The organism is Bradyrhizobium sp. USDA 3397, assembly GCF_054060965.1.
The window spans coordinates 5,083,446-5,099,654 of the sequence record NZ_JBSSDS010000001.1 but is presented as its reverse complement, the minus strand read 5'-3'; the positions used below and the strand labels follow the sequence as shown (position 1 = coordinate 5,099,654).

Annotated in this window: 15 protein-coding genes; 11 read left to right on the top strand and 4 right to left on the bottom strand. The window is 65.0% G+C overall.

Going from position 1 to position 16,209, the window contains the following annotated elements:
* Nucleotides 1-276 precede the first annotated feature (276 nt).
* The gene (locus ACVWYQ_RS23560) at nucleotides 277-474 is read left to right on the top strand and encodes a Trm112 family protein (RefSeq protein ID WP_225135539.1); all 198 of its coding nucleotides are present in this window, start codon (nucleotides 277-279) and stop codon (nucleotides 472-474) included.
* A gap of 66 nt (nucleotides 475-540) precedes the next feature.
* Here the strand turns inward: ACVWYQ_RS23560 and ACVWYQ_RS23555 are convergent, their stop codons facing one another.
* Nucleotides 541-1,761 carry a ubiquinone biosynthesis hydroxylase gene (locus ACVWYQ_RS23555; RefSeq protein WP_404544997.1) on the bottom strand — a complete coding sequence of 407 codons (1,221 nt, stop codon included), beginning with the start codon at nucleotides 1,759-1,761 and terminating at the stop codon, nucleotides 541-543.
* Between the two features lie 205 nt (nucleotides 1,762-1,966).
* Between ACVWYQ_RS23555 and tesB the strand changes: the two genes are divergently transcribed.
* Nucleotides 1,967-2,830 carry an acyl-CoA thioesterase II gene (gene tesB, locus ACVWYQ_RS23550; RefSeq protein ID WP_404544994.1) on the top strand — a complete coding sequence of 288 codons (864 nt, stop codon included), beginning with the start codon at nucleotides 1,967-1,969 and terminating at the stop codon, nucleotides 2,828-2,830.
* 140 nt (nucleotides 2,831-2,970) lie between these two features.
* Here tesB and ACVWYQ_RS23545 read toward each other — a convergent pair whose 3' ends face one another.
* The gene (locus tag ACVWYQ_RS23545; RefSeq protein WP_271543204.1) at nucleotides 2,971-3,849 is read right to left on the bottom strand and encodes a DUF4339 domain-containing protein; all 879 of its coding nucleotides are present in this window, start codon (nucleotides 3,847-3,849) and stop codon (nucleotides 2,971-2,973) included.
* A 260-nt stretch (nucleotides 3,850-4,109) separates the two neighbouring features.
* On the opposite strand from ACVWYQ_RS23545, the gene ACVWYQ_RS23540 reads away from it, so the two are divergent.
* The 8 genes from ACVWYQ_RS23540 to xth all read left to right on the top strand — a co-directional run bounded on the left by ACVWYQ_RS23540 (nucleotide 4,110) and on the right by xth (nucleotide 14,012).
* Entirely contained in the window at nucleotides 4,110-4,448 is a 339-nt protein-coding gene (locus ACVWYQ_RS23540) for a P-II family nitrogen regulator (RefSeq protein ID WP_008142802.1), read from the top strand.
* A gap of 134 nt (nucleotides 4,449-4,582) precedes the next feature.
* A complete protein-coding gene (locus tag ACVWYQ_RS23535) occupies nucleotides 4,583-5,884 on the top strand; it encodes an ammonium transporter (RefSeq protein WP_404544991.1) in 1,302 nt (433 codons plus the stop codon).
* Between the two features lie 309 nt (nucleotides 5,885-6,193).
* Nucleotides 6,194-6,532: a P-II family nitrogen regulator gene (locus ACVWYQ_RS23530; RefSeq protein ID WP_008142813.1), complete on the top strand. Its 339-nt coding sequence runs from the start codon at nucleotides 6,194-6,196 to the stop codon at nucleotides 6,530-6,532.
* A gap of 37 nt (nucleotides 6,533-6,569) precedes the next feature.
* Nucleotides 6,570-8,018, top strand: coding sequence for an ammonium transporter (locus tag ACVWYQ_RS23525; RefSeq protein WP_157285148.1), 1,449 nt, complete (start codon nucleotides 6,570-6,572; stop codon nucleotides 8,016-8,018).
* 323 nt (nucleotides 8,019-8,341) lie between these two features.
* A complete protein-coding gene (locus tag ACVWYQ_RS23520) occupies nucleotides 8,342-9,556 on the top strand; it encodes an aminotransferase class I/II-fold pyridoxal phosphate-dependent enzyme (RefSeq protein ID WP_404544989.1) in 1,215 nt (404 codons plus the stop codon).
* 9 nt (nucleotides 9,557-9,565) lie between these two features.
* The gene (locus ACVWYQ_RS23515) at nucleotides 9,566-12,046 is read left to right on the top strand and encodes a DNA translocase FtsK (RefSeq protein WP_275500376.1); all 2,481 of its coding nucleotides are present in this window, start codon (nucleotides 9,566-9,568) and stop codon (nucleotides 12,044-12,046) included.
* Nucleotides 12,047-12,198: 152 nt separating this feature from the next.
* A complete protein-coding gene (locus ACVWYQ_RS23510; protein ID WP_271543686.1) occupies nucleotides 12,199-12,957 on the top strand; it encodes an outer membrane lipoprotein carrier protein LolA in 759 nt (252 codons plus the stop codon).
* A 239-nt stretch (nucleotides 12,958-13,196) separates the two neighbouring features.
* A complete protein-coding gene (gene xth, locus ACVWYQ_RS23505; RefSeq protein WP_157285151.1) occupies nucleotides 13,197-14,012 on the top strand; it encodes an exodeoxyribonuclease III in 816 nt (271 codons plus the stop codon).
* A 122-nt stretch (nucleotides 14,013-14,134) separates the two neighbouring features.
* On the opposite strand, the gene ACVWYQ_RS23500 is transcribed toward xth, so the two are convergent.
* On the bottom strand, nucleotides 14,135-14,578 hold the full coding sequence (locus ACVWYQ_RS23500; protein ID WP_271543212.1) for a cyclic nucleotide-binding domain-containing protein: 444 nt from the start codon (nucleotides 14,576-14,578) through the stop codon (nucleotides 14,135-14,137).
* Nucleotides 14,579-14,636: 58 nt separating this feature from the next.
* Nucleotides 14,637-15,323 carry a response regulator transcription factor gene (locus ACVWYQ_RS23495; RefSeq protein WP_008142830.1) on the bottom strand — a complete coding sequence of 229 codons (687 nt, stop codon included), beginning with the start codon at nucleotides 15,321-15,323 and terminating at the stop codon, nucleotides 14,637-14,639.
* A gap of 210 nt (nucleotides 15,324-15,533) precedes the next feature.
* On the opposite strand from ACVWYQ_RS23495, the gene ACVWYQ_RS23490 reads away from it, so the two are divergent.
* Nucleotides 15,534-16,103, top strand: coding sequence for a L,D-transpeptidase family protein (locus ACVWYQ_RS23490; protein ID WP_271543214.1), 570 nt, complete (start codon nucleotides 15,534-15,536; stop codon nucleotides 16,101-16,103).
* Nucleotides 16,104-16,209 lie beyond the last annotated feature (106 nt).

Here is a 16,209-nt window from a genome sequence, read left to right as displayed (position 1 = left end):
TCGGGCTAACACGTTCCGCGCGCCGGTCGCGCCGGAAGCCCGCTGCGCGCGTTTGCGGATCACGCTCTAGATGGCCGCGGATGCGTGGGCTCGCCCTGGCAACGGAGCTGGGCCGCGCGCAGATCCTGTACTGGACATTTCTCGGCTGCGCCCTGTCAGGCCCGTCAATCCCGGCCGCGGATCATACTCGACGAGCTCCTGGCGATGGTCCCCGCCTAAAGCGCGATGGCGGGCGCGAATTTCTATGCTAAAGGCAGGCAAGTGCCGGAGACTTCCATGAACGCGCCCACCGAACGTCCCGAAGCCAGCGTCGATCCAAAATTGCTGGAGATCCTGGTCTGCCCGCTGACCAAGGGCCCGCTGGAATTCGATTCTGAGCGGCAGGAGCTGATCTCGCGCAGCGCCAAGCTCGCTTATCCCATTCGCGACGGCATCCCGATCATGCTGCCGGAAGAGGCGCGCAAGATCGATTGATAACAGCGAGTGGGGAGTGGCGAATGGCGAATGGACCTACGCTATTCGCCACTCACCATTCGCCCCTTACAACGCCTCGCCCTTCAACAGCCGCGGCACCTCGCCGGTGAGGCCTGCGGCCTGGCGGACGAAGAGGTTCTTCAGCGGCGGGGCGCGGTCGACGAGGCCGAGGCCGATGTCGCGCACCGTGCGCAACAGCGTCGACTGGTTGGAGAACAGGAAGTTCAGCGAGTTGGTGGCGACGCCCATCGCCATCGTGTCGAACCGGCGCCAGCGCTGGTAGCGTTCGAGCACGTCCGCCCCGCCGATATCCAGGCCGAGCCGCGCGGCATCTACCACCACTTCCGCCAGCGCAGCGACGTCCTTCAGGCCCATGTTGAGGCCCTGGCCCGCGATGGGGTGGATGACATGGGCGGCGTCGCCGACCAGCGCGATGCGCTCGGCGATGAAGGACCGCGCGACGAAATAGGACAGCGGAAACGCCCGCGGCTTGTCGAGCACCTTGACCTCGCCGAGATGCAGGCCGAAGCGCTGCTCGAGCTCGGCGTGGAATTCCTCGTCGCTGAGGGCGATGATGCGCGCGGCCTCGGTGCGGCGCTCGGTCCACACCAGCGAGGAGCGTTTGCCGGTGAGCGGCAGGATCGCGAACGGGCCAGCCGGCAGGAAGTGTTCCTCGGCGCGGCCCTCGTGATCGCGCTCGTGGCCGACGGTGACGACGATGCCGGACTGGTCGTACTCCCAGCCATGAGTGACGATGCCGGCGCGCTCGCGCAGCTTCGACCGCGCGCCATCGGCGGCGACCAAGAGGCCCGCCGCGATCACGCTGCCGTCGCCGAGCGTCACGTCGATGCCGTCAGTGCGCGCATCGTAGGACGCGACCGGGGTGGCGCGAAGATCGATGCTCTCGGCCTCGGCGCGCACCACCAGCGCGTCGATCAGGCGGCGGTTCTCGACCATGTGGGCGAACGGCTCGCCCGGCGCGACATCGCCGGCGAAGTTCAGGAACACCGGACGGGTGGCATCCTCGAGCTTGGAATCGGTGACGACCATGTCGAGGATCGGCTGGGCCTCATCCCGGACGTCGTCCCAGGCGCCGATCGTCTCGAACAGGCGGCGGCAGGCGGCGACGATCGCGGTGGCGCGGGGGTCGCGGCTCGGCCGCGTGCCGAGGGCGGGATCGGCGACGACGATCGGGATCTCGGGCCCGAGCCCCTGGCGTAGCGCCAAGGCCAGCGCAAGGCCGGCAAACGCGCCGCCACCGATGACAATGCTACCCTGTACCGACATACCAAAGCTTCCCGGACAATTCTCGGTCTTGCTAGCAGACTTGAGCTGGGCGAAACAGTGCGGTGAAACGAGGGCCGCTAGCCCTTCGTTCCGTCATTCCGGGGCGCGCAACGCGCGTACCCGGAATCCGGAGGTTTATCAGCTCGAGATTTTCGGGTTCGCACCGCGTGCGCCCCGGAATGAGACATTACTGGAAAGCACCATCATGTCCAAAGGACTGATCGACCTCATCGGGATCCTCGACCTCGAGCAGCTCGAGGTGAACCTGTTCCGCGGCAACAGCCCGAAGACGAGCTGGCAGCGGGTGTTCGGCGGCCAGGTGATCGGGCAGGCGATGGTCGCGGCCTGCCGCACCGTGGAGGGCCGGCTGCCGCATTCGCTGCATTGCTATTTCGTCCTGCCGGGCGATCCGCAGATCCCGATCATCTATCAGGTCGAGCGCCTGCGCGACGGCAAGAGCTACTCGACCCGCCGCGTCACCGCGATCCAGCACGGCAACGCGATCTTCTCGATCATGGTGTCGTTCCACGCCGAGGAGGAGACTGCGTTCGACCACCAGGACACGATGCCGGACGTGCCGCCGCCGGAAAAGCTCACGGCGGAGGAGGTGGCGAAACAGCCGATGTTCAAGGAGATGCCGGACTTCATCCGCCGCTACTACGAATCCGATCGGCCGATCGAGCTGCGCCCGGTCGAGCTCGGCCGTTATTTCGGCCAGAAGATCGACGACGGCCGCATCCACGTCTGGATCAAGACCGCCGCCAAGCTGCCCGACGATCCGGCGCTGCACATGTGCGCGCTCGCTTACGCCTCGGACTTCTCACTGCTCGACGCGATCATGGCGCGCTATGGTCGCACGCTGTTCGACAAGCGCATGATGCCGGCGAGCCTCGACCACGCGATGTGGTTCCATCGCCCGTTCCGCGCCGACGAATGGCTGCTCTACGCGCAGGATTCGCCGAGCGCACAATCGGGGCGGGGCCTGACCCGCGGCTCGATCTTCAAGCCGGACGGCACCCTGGTTGCCTCCGTCGCGCAGGAAGGCTCGGTGCGCGAGCGGAAGGCCTGATCGCTTCTAAAGCGCGATGCGATTAGGATGAATCGTCATCGCGCTTTAGGTTATTGTTTGAGCATGATCTTTCGGAAAACCGCTTCACACTTTTCCGGATCATGCTCTAGCGCGACGAGCAGCGCCTGAAGCCGTTCAGATCATGCCCCGAGCGAGCCGCGCGGCGCGAGCTCGGTCTGCGAGGCGAACCAGTTCATGATCCAGCGGTACACCCACGGGATCGGGATGATGAAGCACATCAGGATGGCGGCCACGATGCCGCGCCAGAGGATATCGAGACCGCTGCCCTTGAAGACGATCTCGCGCCGCGTGCCCTCGATGTTGCGGCAGAACCAGCGCATCTGCGCCGCGGCCACCCAGGCCCAACCGATGATGGTGATGATGGAGATCGCGAACAGCAGGTTCCAGCCGATATAGGCCCAGACCGAACCGGTGAAGCTGAGGCCCAGCGGCTGCCCGTTGGAGGCGAGGTTCGCGACCATCCATTTGATCAGCAGCCAGTAGAGCACGATCTGCACGATGAACAGCAGATTGCTCAGGATCTCACTGCCGACGAAGCCAAGCGCGATGGCGAGAACGATGAAGCCGAAATACCACGGCACCAACGTCATCGCATTGCCGGTGAAGCCGAGGTTCGGCCGCCCGGGGACGTTCACGCAGGAGACGATCCATCTGGTGTACCAGACGAAGGCCCAGGGCGCCGGGATGACGAAGATCATTCCAATCAGCAGGACGATGCTGCGCCAGGTGAATTCGAGGATGCTGAAATCGACCGAGAGCGATCCACCGCTTGCATAGCCGGCGGTGCCGCCATAGCCACTTCCGCCCGTCGGGACCATCGGCGGCGCACCGCCGCCGATCAGGCCGGGAATTTCGGCGGCCTTCTGCCAGCCGGCCATGCCCTCGGTCCAGACCAAGGTGTCCGGACGCACGACGCCCTGGGCAACGAGGTCGCGGAATTGCCCTTCCGGAAAGGGCCCCTGCTGCTTGCCCTCGGATGCGTAAAACCAACTCGCCATGGAACGTCCCCCTCGAACTTACGTATGTACCGGCCGGGACGCTTCGGTTCACGCCTGGGTTCACCGCATCCATGCCAAAAATGCATTGTGAATGATGAACAGCTGCCCTGTACAGAGGCGGCCGTTCACATGACCGCCCTTGGCCAAACGTTTTTCCGCTTCAATCTGCAACTTTTTTGTGCCATTTGCCCGGAAAGATGCCAGATTGACGCAGCGCCGGGGACATACGGCGCGGCGCATCCCGGGGAATAGGCCTGACCATGAAACTCGTCGTCGCGATCATCAAACCCTTCAAGCTCGATGAGGTCCGCCAGGCCCTGACGGCGATCGGCGTGCACGGCATGACCGTGACCGAGGTGAAAGGCTATGGCCGGCAGAAGGGCCACACCGAGATCTATCGCGGCGCCGAATATGTCGTGAACTTCCTGCCGAAGCTGCGCATCGAGATCGCGGTCGCTTCCGACGTCGCCGACAAGGCGGTCGCCGTGATCACCGCGACGGCGCGCACCGGCCAGATCGGCGACGGCAAGATCTTCGTCACACCGATCGACCACGCGCTGCGCATCCGCACCGGCGAGACCGACAGCGACGCGCTCTGACTTTTTGTTTTGACGCGTTTTCTTCACGCGAACCGGTATCCACTTCGCTCGAAAACGCTTTGACACGACTGCTTCGATCGCACCGGGCAAATACGCCACGATGTGCGACGCCAATTGATGCCGGGGGGAACGATATGGCGGGATTGTCGCGCCGCGCAGCTGCCATGGCTGCGCCAATTGGATTTGTGTCCGTCCTAGCTGCGCCGGCGCAAGCGGCGGCAACCGAGATCAACACCGCCGACACCGCCTGGATGATCGTCGCCACCGCCTTGGTGCTGATGATGACGATCCCGGGACTTGCGCTGTTCTACTCCGGCATGGTGCGCAAGAAGAACGTGCTCGCCACCATGGCGCAGAGCCTGGCCGCGGTGACGCTGATCTCCATTCTCTGGGTGGCGTTCGGCTATTCGCTGTGCTTCGTCGGCGACGGCCCGTGGATCGGCACGCTCGATCGCTGGTTTCTCGCCGGCATGACGATGGACAGCGTCAACCCCGCGGCGAAGACGATCCCGGAATCGCTGTTCATGCTGTACCAGATGACGTTTGCCATCATCACGGTGGCGCTGGTCGCGGGCTCGGTCGCCGACCGGATGCGGTTCTCGGCCTATCTGCTGTTCTCGGTCGCCTGGTTCATCTTCGTCTACATTCCGCTGGCGCATTGGGTGTGGGGCGGCGGCTTCCTCGCCAGCATGGGCGTGCTCGATTTCGCCGGCGGTCTCGTCGTGCATCTGTCGGCCGGCACCGGCGGCCTCGTTGCAGCCAAGGTGATGGGACGCCGTCACGGCTACGGCACCGAGAATCTCGCGCCGTTCGATCTGTCGCTCGCGGTGATGGGCACCGGCCTGCTGTGGGTCGGCTGGTTCGGCTTCAACGGCGGCTCGGCGCTCGGAGCGAACTCACGCGCGGTGATGGCGATCATCGCGACCCATCTGGCCGCCTGTGCGGGCGCGCTCACCTGGGGCGCGATCGAATGGTCGACGCGGCGCAAGCCTTCGGTGCTCGGCATGATCTCCGGCGCGGTCGCAGGTCTCGGCACCATCACGCCGGCCTCGGGCTTCGTCGCGCCATGGCACGGCATCGTCATCGGCATCATCGCCGGTGCGCTCTGCTATTGGGCCTGTACCTGGCTGAAGCACCGCTTCGACTATGACGATTCGCTCGACGTCTTCGGCGTCCACGGCATCGGCGGCCTGACCGGCACCCTGCTCGCCGGTGTGTTCGCCACCAGCGCAATCGGCGGCACCGCCGGCCTGCTGGAGGGCCATCCGCAGCAGCTCCTGATCCAGTTCTACGGGGTCGCCGTGACCTTCGTCTGGTCGGCGGGCGTCAGCTTCATCCTGCTCAAGCTGGTCGGCCTGTTCGTGCCCTTGCGCGTATCCCGTGAGCACGAGCTCGAGGGTCTGGATATTTCGCAGCACGGAGAAGCCCTGCAATAGACGCCGATACTACGTAAATACCGTCCTGCTGCCCGACGCGTGAGCAACATTGTGTCGAGAGCCTGTCTTGCCCATGTTTTGCGCAGGCGTGACCACGTTTTGAGCGCGACGTAATAGCGCACTGCATTGCAACACCCGCCGAAGGCGAAAACCCCCGTTTTCATAATCCGTTAGGCAATCCGCCTGATCTGGCACGGCATTTGATTCTAGGGGTCCGGCTGTGCCCGCGTAGTGAAACTTCTCCCTCGTGGCGAACCAGTCGAGAACGCCCGGCCACGTCCGGACCGGGCCCAAGCGGGGATAGGACCCATGAAAATTGTTATGGCGATCATCAAGCCATTCAAGCTTGAAGAAGTCCGTGACGCCCTGACCGCCATCGGCGTTCACGGTCTCACGGTGACGGAAGTCAAGGGGTATGGCCGCCAGAAGGGCCATACGGAAATCTATCGCGGCGCCGAATATGCCGTGAGCTTCCTGCCCAAGATCAAGATCGAGGTCGCTGTCGCCTCCGACCAGGTCGACAAGACCATCGACGCCATCACGTCCGCCGCGAAAACCGGACAGATCGGCGACGGCAAGATCTTCGTCATCAACCTCGACCACGCGGTGCGCATCCGCACCGGCGAGGCCGATGCCGCGGCCCTCTGATTTCGCGCTCAACCTTATTCAAGCAGGAGTAAACAATATGACGTTCAAGCGTCCCTATGGCGCGGGACTGGCAGCTCTCGCAGTCGGCCTGTTCGCTGCGACCGCAGCCTACGCCGAGCCAACGGTCAACAAGGGAGACAACGCCTGGATGCTGACATCGACAGTGCTGGTGCTGTTGATGACGATCCCCGGCCTCGCGCTGTTCTACGGCGGTCTGGTCCGTTCCAAGAACATGCTCTCGGTCCTGATGCAGGTGTTCTACACCGTCTGCGTCGTCACCGTGATCTGGGCCGTGTACGGTTACAGCCTCACCTTCACCGGAGGCTCGGACTTCATCGGCGGCTTCTCCAAGGCCTTCATGATGGGCGTCACCACCGATACGAAGGCAGCGACCTTCTCGGTCGACGCCAACATCTCCGAACTCATCTACGTCTGCTTCCAGATGACCTTCGCGGCGATCACGCCCGCCCTGATCGTCGGCGCCTTCGCCGAGCGCATGAAGTTCTCGGCCATCGCGCTCTTCATTCCGCTCTGGGTTACCCTGATCTATTTCCCGATCGCGCACATGGTCTGGTACTGGCAGGGCCCGGACCTGATCCAGGATGCGGCCAAGGCGCTCGCTGCCGCCACTGACGCTGCGGCAAAGACCGCGGCCCAGGCCAAGCTCGACGAGCTCAACGCCGACGCCGGCTGGATCTTCAAGATGGGCGCGATCGACTTCGCGGGCGGCACCGTGGTGCACATCAACGCCGGCATCGCCGGGCTCGTCGGCGCTCTGCTGATCGGCAAGCGCGTCGGTTACGGCAAGGAACTAATGGCTCCGCACTCGCTGACCATGTCGATGATCGGCGCCTCGCTGCTCTGGGTCGGCTGGTTCGGCTTCAACGCCGGCTCCAACCTGGAAGCTAGCGGCGGCGCGGCGCTCGCCATGACCAACTCCTTCGTCGCCACCGCGGCCGCTGCGCTGTCGTGGATGTTCGCGGAGTGGATCATCAAGGGCCATCCGTCGGTGCTCGGCGTGATCTCCGGCGCCGTCGCGGGCCTCGTGGCCGTCACGCCTGCGGCCGGCTTTGCCGGCGTCATGGGCGCGATCGTCCTCGGCCTCGTGGTCGGCGTGGTCTGCCTGTTCTTCTGCACCGTCGTGAAGAACGCGCTGGGCTACGACGACTCCCTCGACGTGTTCGGCGTGCACTGCGTCGGCGGCATCGTCGGCGCCATCGGCACCGGCATTCTCGTCAACCCCGCGCTCGGCGGCGCCGGCATCATCGACTACTCGGCGATCCCGCCGAAGGTCGCCGATTACGACTTCGCCACCCAGATGCTCGCCCAGATCAAGGCCGTCTGCACCACGCTGGTGTGGTCGGGCATCGGCTCGGCGATCCTCTTCAAGGTCGTCGATGTGATCGTTGGCCTCCGCGCCAATGTCGAGAGCGAGCGTGAAGGCCTCGACATCACCGAGCACACCGAGCGCGCCTACAACATGTAACCGTCTCCTCCCGGGCGCGGTCGCTTCGGGGACCGCGTCCACAACTACGGTTCGGGCACATACCCGGCAATGCCCTGACCGTTGAGGGGCTCCAGCGCAAGCTGGAGCCCCTTTCTTTTGATGGCTCCGCCTGCAGGCACCTCCAGGGGAGGGTGGACCGTCCATGCACGCCGCTATCTCGCCCCATTTTTCCCGCGCTGGACGCGGGCGGCGGCCGATGGTTAATCGCGTCTTAACCTCGCCCTATCTATGGTGAACTGAACCGCTTCCCGCCGGCGCCTATGGTAGCGACCGGCCGTTCCAAGAGTACTGGCGCCCAACGAATGGCTCTGACCGCTTCATCCCGTGCGCCGCAGGGCGGTAATGGCTCCGATTCCGAACGCTCGCCCTTCGTCCGGCTGAACGAGCTGCTGGCCCCGCATCAGCCGGGCAAGCCCTTGATTTCGCTTGCGGTCGGCGAGCCCCAGCATCCCGTACCCGACTTCGTCGGCCCGGTGCTGGCCAAGCACATCGCCGATTTCGGCCGTTATCCCGCGAACAAGGGGACCGACCCGTTCCGCAACGCCGCCGGGGCCTGGCTGTCGACGCGGTTCCAGCTGCCGCGGCCGCTCGACCCCGAGAGCGAGATTCTCGTCCTCAATGGCAGCCGCGAGGGGCTGTTCCTCGCCGCGATCGCGGCCGCGCGCTATGTCGGCCCGCGTCCGGGCAAGCCCGCGATCCTGATGCCGAACCCGTTCTATCCGGTCTACGGCGCGGGCGCGCTTGCGGCCGCTTGCGAGCCGGTCCATCTGCCGACCACGGTCGAGAACGGCTTCCTGCCCGACCTCGACGCCATCAATGAGGCGACCCTGGCGCGCACGGTGGCGTTCTACCTGGCTTCGCCCGCCAATCCGCAGGGCTCGGTCGCGAGGCCTGGCTATTTCAAACGCTTGAAGCAGCTCGCCGACCGCTACGGCTTCGTGATCCTAAGCGACGAATGTTATTCCGAGATCTACACCCGCGAGGCACCCGGCAGCGCGCTGGAATGCGCCGGCCCCGACTTCACACGTGTTGTCGCGTTCCAGTCACTGTCGAAGCGCTCCAACCTGCCGGGCCTGCGCGTCGGCTTTGCCGCCGGCGACAAGAAGTTCATCGGCATGTTCCTCGAGCTGCGCAACATCGCAGCGCCCCAGGTGCCGGTGCCGCTGCAGCATGTCGCGACGGTCGCCTATGGCGACGAGGCGCATGTCGAGGAGAATCGGCGGCTGTACCGGATCAAGTTCGACCTCGCCGACCAGATCATCGGCAACCGTTACGGTTATCGCCGGCCCGATGCCGGCTTCTGCGTCTGGCTCAACACCTCCGAGATCGGCGACGACGTGTCGGTGACGCTCAAGCTGTTCAGGGAAGCCGGCGTGCGCGTGGTGCCCGGCAGCTTCCTGGCGCGACAGCAGCCTGACGGATTCAATCCCGGCGCAGGCTATATCCGCCTCGCGCTGGTGCAGGACGGCGAGACCACGGCGCAGGCGCTGCACCGGCTGGTCGAGACTCTGGGTTAGGCGGGGCCCGTGAGCATGTCGGCAATCGAACGCGTCATTCCTCTGGTCGGCCATCTGCCGCCCTCGATCCGCGAGGGTCTGGCGCGGCGCATGCGCGAGCTCGCCGGCCTCGGCCTGATCGCGCTGGCGGGCGTCGCCGCGGCGGCGCTGATGACGTGGTCGGTGCAGGATCCCAGCCTCAGCCACGCGACCTCGCGGCCGATCCGCAACATCCTCGGCTATGCCGGCGCGATCGGCGCCGATCTCGCCATGCAGATCCTGGGGCTCGGCGCGATCATGCTGGTCCTGACCGTTGCGGTCTGGGGCTGGCGCATGATGACGCATCGGCCGTTCGACCGCGAGGCGCTGCGGCTCGGCTCCTGGATTCTCTGCACGGTGATCGCGGCAGGCTTCGTCAGTTGCTTTCAGCATGGCGGGGCCTGGCCGCTGCCGACCGGCCTCGGCGGCGTGGTCGGCGATGCGCTGGTGCGCGCCCCCGCGGTGATCTTCGGGCCGGCCGGTACGATCTATCGCATCGTGCTGGGCACGATCCTGTTCGCCGCGATGACCGCGACCTTCCTGATCGCCTGCGGCCTCGGCGCGCGTGAGCAGGACGACGAGATCGCTGAGGTCGCCGATGACGACAAGCCGCTCGACGAAGACGAGGAGAGCGATCGGGGCTCGGTCTCGCTGGGCTGGCTGTTCCATGCATTGATGAGCACCAAGGCGCGGCTGATCTGGCTGTGTGGTGCCGCCTACCGCTCGCTGGTCTCGAGCGGACCGAAGACCAAGGCCGCCCAGTTCAGCCGGCAGGAGCCGAATCTCGGCGGCGGCCGCTCGGCGCCGTCGATCTCGCCGCAGTCTCAAGACGAGGACTACGAGGACGAGCACGAAGACGAATTGGAGGACGAGGAGGAGGAAGAGGAGGAGCCCGCCGCGCGCGCCCCGAAGAAGAAAGCCGCGCCGAAGCCCGCTTCCAAGAAATCCTCCGACAAGTTCGACCTCCCGTCCGTCTCCATGCTGGCCGCACCGAAGGCCGGCGATCGCCAGCCGCTCAGCAAGGCCGAGCTGGAGAACAATTCCCGTTCGCTCGAAGGCGTGCTGCAGGATTTCGGCGTGCGCGGCGAGATCGTGAAGGCCAATCCGGGTCCGGTGGTCACACTGTACGAGCTGGAGCCGGCGCCCGGCATCAAGTCCTCGCGCGTGATCGGCCTTGCCGACGACATCGCCCGCTCGATGAGCGCGCTGTCGGCGCGCGTCGCCGTCGTGCCCGGGCGCAACGCGATCGGCATCGAGCTGCCGAACGCGCATCGCGAGAAAGTCTATTTGCGCGAATTGCTGGTGGCGAAGGAGGCGACCGACACGGTGGCGAAGCTGCCGCTCTGCCTCGGCAAGACCATCGGCGGCGACCCCGTCATCATCGACCTCGCGCGCACCCCGCACATGCTGATCGCCGGTACCACCGGCTCGGGCAAGTCGGTCGCGATCAACACCATGATCCTCAGCCTGGTCTACCGGCTGCGGCCGGACCAGTGCCGCCTGATCATGGTCGATCCGAAGATGCTCGAGCTCTCCGTCTATGACGGCATTCCCCATCTGCTCACGCCTGTCGTGACCGACCCGAAGAAGGCGGTGGTCGCGCTGAAATGGGCCGTGCGCGAGATGGAAGAGCGCTACAAGAACATGGCCAAGCTCGGTGTGCGCAACATCGACGGTTACAACACGCGCCTGCTCGAATTGAAGGCCAAGGGCGAGGAGCCGACGCGCACGGTGCATACCGGCTTCGACAAGGAAACCGGCAAGGCGATCTACGAGGAAGAGAAGCTCTCGCTCGATCCGCTGCCCTACATCGTCATCATCGTCGACGAAATGGCCGACCTGATGATGGTCGCCGGCAAGGACATCGAAGGCGCGGTGCAGCGTCTGGCGCAGATGGCGCGCGCCGCCGGCCTGCACGTGATCCTGGCGACGCAGCGTCCGTCGGTCGACGTCATCACCGGTACCATCAAGGCGAACTTCCCGACCCGCATCGCCTTCCAGGTCACGTCCAAGATCGACAGCCGCACCATTCTGGGCGAGATGGGCGCCGAGCAGCTGCTCGGCCAGGGCGACATGCTCTACATGGCGGGCGGCGGCCGTATCAGCCGCGTGCACGGACCGTTCGCCTCCGACGAGGAAGTCGAGAAGGTGGTGCGTCACCTCAAGACGCAGGGACAGCCGGAATATCTCGAAGCCGTCACCGCCGAAGAGCCGACCGAGGACGAGGACGGTGCCGTGTTCGACGCCACCGGCATGGGCGGCGATGGCGGCGGCGATCTCTTCCAGCAGGCGGTTGCGATCGTCAAACGCGATCGCAAGGCCTCGACCAGCTACATCCAGCGCCGTCTGCAAATCGGCTACAACCGCGCCGCATCGCTGATGGAGCGCATGGAACTGGAGGGCATCGTCGGCCCCGCCAACCATGCCGGCAAGCGCGAGATTCTGGTCGAGGAAGAAGACAGCCATATGTGAGGCGAGGAGCCTCTGAGCAACATTTCACGCAAATTCGATATCTGCTTTTGCCCGAAATCACGGTAAAAGGGCGCCCAGCCACACAGGACGACGCGTTGATCAGACATCCGGACATTCGATTCGCTGCCACGATCGCCGCGCGAAGCGCGCGCGTGGCCGGCGTGCTTCTCGTCACCGCCGCGATAGTGACCGCTGCGTCGTTCGCTCAGACCGTGCCGGTGCCGAAACCCGCGCCGAAGGGGCGTGACGGCGGCGCATCCGCCGGCGGACCGGCCGTCACCGGCGCGACGCAGGCGCCGCCCAATCCGGTGATCCCGGATCCGCGGCGCAACGTTCCGAGCAGCATCTTCCAGACCTTCGACGCCAACCAGAAAGCGCAGGCGGCCAAGGTCAGTGCCTATCTGTCGTCGCTGCAGACGTTGGTCGGGAATTTCGTCCAGGTCGGTCCCGACGGCAGCAAGACGCAGGGCGATTTCTACATCCAGAAACCCGGCAAGGTACGCTTCGAATATGACGCGCCGAGCCCGATCGACATCGTCGCCGACGGCTCCTCGCTCGTTGTGCGCGACCGCAAGCTCGCGACTCAGGACGTCTACCCGCTGTCGCAGACGCCGCTGCGCTTTCTCCTGTCCGACCGCATCGACCTGATGAAGGACACCAATGTCGTTGGCGTCTCGGCCGACGACGTCTTCGTCAGCGTCACCATCGAGGAGAAGCAGGCCCTGGTCGGCACCAGCCGCCTGCTGCTGATGTTCGGCGCCAAGGACGGCCAGCTCAAGCAGTGGACCGTCACCGATCCGCAGGGCTACGACACGACGATCGCGGTGTACAATCTGGACTCGAGCAAGAAGCTCGACCCCAACATGTTCAAGATCGATTTCACCAATTACAACACGCCATCGCGGGGTTGAGCGCCCTCGTGTCCCAGACAAGCGTAGCTCTTGGACGACGCGCAGCGTTGTCCAAGAGCGGAGCGCAGAGCCGGGACCCAGGAATGCCGCAAGATGGGCCCCGGCTCTGCAGCGCGTCACTTCGTGCCGCGCAGCGTCCGGGGCACGATCCTGCTGATCCTGGTCAATCCCAAAAGCCGGTGGGCACGGCGCCTAGCGCCTTTGCCCACCCTGCGAGAGCTTGCTAAGACGCATTTCCCATGCGTCTTTCCCTGACAACCTGGAACATTAATTCGGTGCGGCTGCGCATCGACCTGGTCGCGAAGTTTCTCAAGAGCGCGCGGCCGGAGGTGCTGTGCCTGCAGGAGACCAAGTGCATCGACGATGCCTTTCCGCTGAAGCGCTTCAAGCGGCTCGGCTACGAGCACGTCGCACTGAACGGGCAGAAGGGCTATCACGGCGTCGCCATCGTCTCGAAGATCCCGTTCGAATCGAAGGACATCCGCACCTTCTGCGACAAGGTGGATTCGCGCCACATCTCGGTGTCGTTCGGTGAAAAAGCGGGCATCGCAAAACCGCTGGTGCTGCATAATTTCTACGTACCCGCGGGCGGCGACATTCCCGATCCCGCACTGAACGAGAAATTCGACCACAAGCTCCGCTTCCTCGACGAGATGACGGCCTGCGAGCCGCTGCATCCGCGCGACGAGGATCGCCACATCCTGGTCGGCGATCTCAACGTCGCCCCGCACGAGAACGACGTGTGGTCGCACAAGCAGCTGCTGAAAGTGGTCTCGCACACGCCGATCGAAACCGAGAAGCTGAAGGCGGCGCTCGAAGCCGGCGAATGGGTCGACGTCGCGCGCGATCGCATTCCGATGTCGGAGAAGGTCTATACGTGGTGGAGCTACCGCTCCGCCGACTGGACCGTCGGCGATCGCGGCCGCCGGCTCGACCACATCTGGGTCTCGCGCGCGCTGAAGGATGCAGTCAGCGATTTCAAGATTCTGCGCGATGCGCGCAGCTGGGAGCGGCCGTCGGACCACGTGCCCGTCACGGTGACGCTGGAGGTGTGAGCCGCGGTGGGTCATTCCGGGGCGCGCCACTTGGCGCGAGCCCGGAATCCATTCATCAACTGACTCTGCCGCTCAATGGATTCCGGGTTCGCGACTTCGTCGCGCCCCGGAATGACGAGGGCTCAGCTCGTCAGCTTCGCACCGGCCATCAAAATATCGCTGGCGATCTGGCTGGAGCGGACCGCGAATTCGTCGCGCAGGCGCACCGCCGCAGCGGGATCGCTTTCGAGCACGCGCTGGAACAGGCTGCGTGCGACGCGGATGACGGAGGAATGCTCCAGCGCCATCGCACTCGACGGCCGCTTCATCGGCACCACCAGCGCGAGCTCGCCGATCAGCGCGCCAGGGCCGGCGATCATTTCGGCGCCCGCGCCGTCCTCGACCCGGAAGGCGCCGCGCTGGACCACGAAGCCGGCGTCGGCGTCGTCCCCGAGATTGAACAGGACGTCGCCGCGGACGAAGTCACGCTGCTCGGAGCCGATCGCCAGCATGCGCAACGAGGCGTCTCCCAACAGGCGCAGTGTCGGGACACGCTCGAGAAGCGCTACATCATCGTCGATTGACATTCAGGTCCGAGGCTCGAAGGCGTGCGATCTAAAACGATTCGCACGCCATCGAAGCGTATCACGGCACCAGCTTGTAGCCACCGGCTTCCGTTACCAGGATCTCCGGGTTGGCGGCGTCCTTCTCGATCTTCTGGCGGAGGCGGTAGATGTGGGTTTCCAGCGTGTGTGTGGTGACGCCGGAATTGTAGCCCCAGACCTCCTGGAGCAGGGTCTCGCGCGACACCGGCATCTGGCCGGCCCGGTAGAGGAAGCGGAGAATCGCGGTTTCCTTCTCGGTGAGGCGGACCTTGCGGGCATTGGCCGCGGTCAGCATCTTCGAGCCGGGGCGGAAGGAGTAGGGTCCGACCGAGAACACCGCGTCCTCGCTGGCTTCATGCTGACGGAGCTGGGCGCGGATGCGCGCCAGCAGCACGGCGAAACGGAAGGGCTTTGCCACATAGTCGTTGGCGCCGGATTCCAGGCCCAGGATCGTATCGGAATCGGTGTCGTGCCCCGTCAGCATGATGATCGGGGCCTTGAAGCCGCCCTTTCGCAGCGAGCGGACAACCTCGCGGCCGTCGGTGTCGGGCAGGCCGACATCCATCAGGACCAGATCGGGGGAATTGGCCTTCGCGGCGCTGGCGCCCTTGGCGCCGGTATCGACCGCAGAGGCTTCGAATTCTTCGTGTAGCGATAATTGCTCCACCAACGTGTCGCGCAGATCGGTATCGTCATCCACGATCAGGATCTTGCGGGCATTGGCCATGGGGGGTCATCCTTTTGGGGTCCGGCTCGGCAGCACATCCATGCCGCACCCAGCCGCGAGGGGAAGTTTAAGGTCGTTCGTCATTATTGTTATTGTTGTTCGTGTTGAAGTAGTGGGCTGTTACCGATTCACAAGCCGGAAGCACTCTAACCCAAGATAGCAGGACGTTTGGATGAATGTCCTGTAATGAATTCGACATTGCACGTTCGCATGAAAAATAAAGCAGCTTCAATCGGTTACATCAGGAATCGAGGCCCCGGGCCGCTCTCGGCGATCCGCGTTAAGCCTGCTGCCGGCAATCCGCGCCGGGGCTGGCTGACGGCGGGAGCGCTGACCATTCCGGTTGCGCTGGGGCGAGGCGGCATTCTCGCCAACAAGCGCGAGGGCGATGGCGGCACCCCCAGAGGCAGCTTCCGGCCCAGGCAATTATGGTGGCGGGGCGACCGGCACAGCCGTCCCCGGACGTTCCTGCCGGCCCGGGTGATCACCGGCGTGGACGCCTGGTGCGAGGATCCGCGGGACCGCCGTTACAACCAGAGCATCCGGCTCGGCGAGGGGCAGGGCGGCGACCGGCTCCAGCGCGCCGACCATCTCTACGACTTCATCATCGAGATCGACCACAACACCCGGCCCCGCATCGCCGGCCGCGGCAGTGCGGTGTTCCTGCACCTTGCCCGCGACAATTTCGGCCCGACCGCCGGCTGCGTCTCCATGACGAAATCCGCGATGCTGCAATTGCTGCGGCGCCTGGGCCCGCGCACAAAGATCATCATCGGTTGAGAGGCGCCGTCATTGCGATCTGTCCCGCTCCAGGTCGAGGGGCAGCATTTTGCTGCTCGTGCCCCGGACGCAGCGCAGCGCTCCTTAAGGGTGCGCTGCAGAGCCG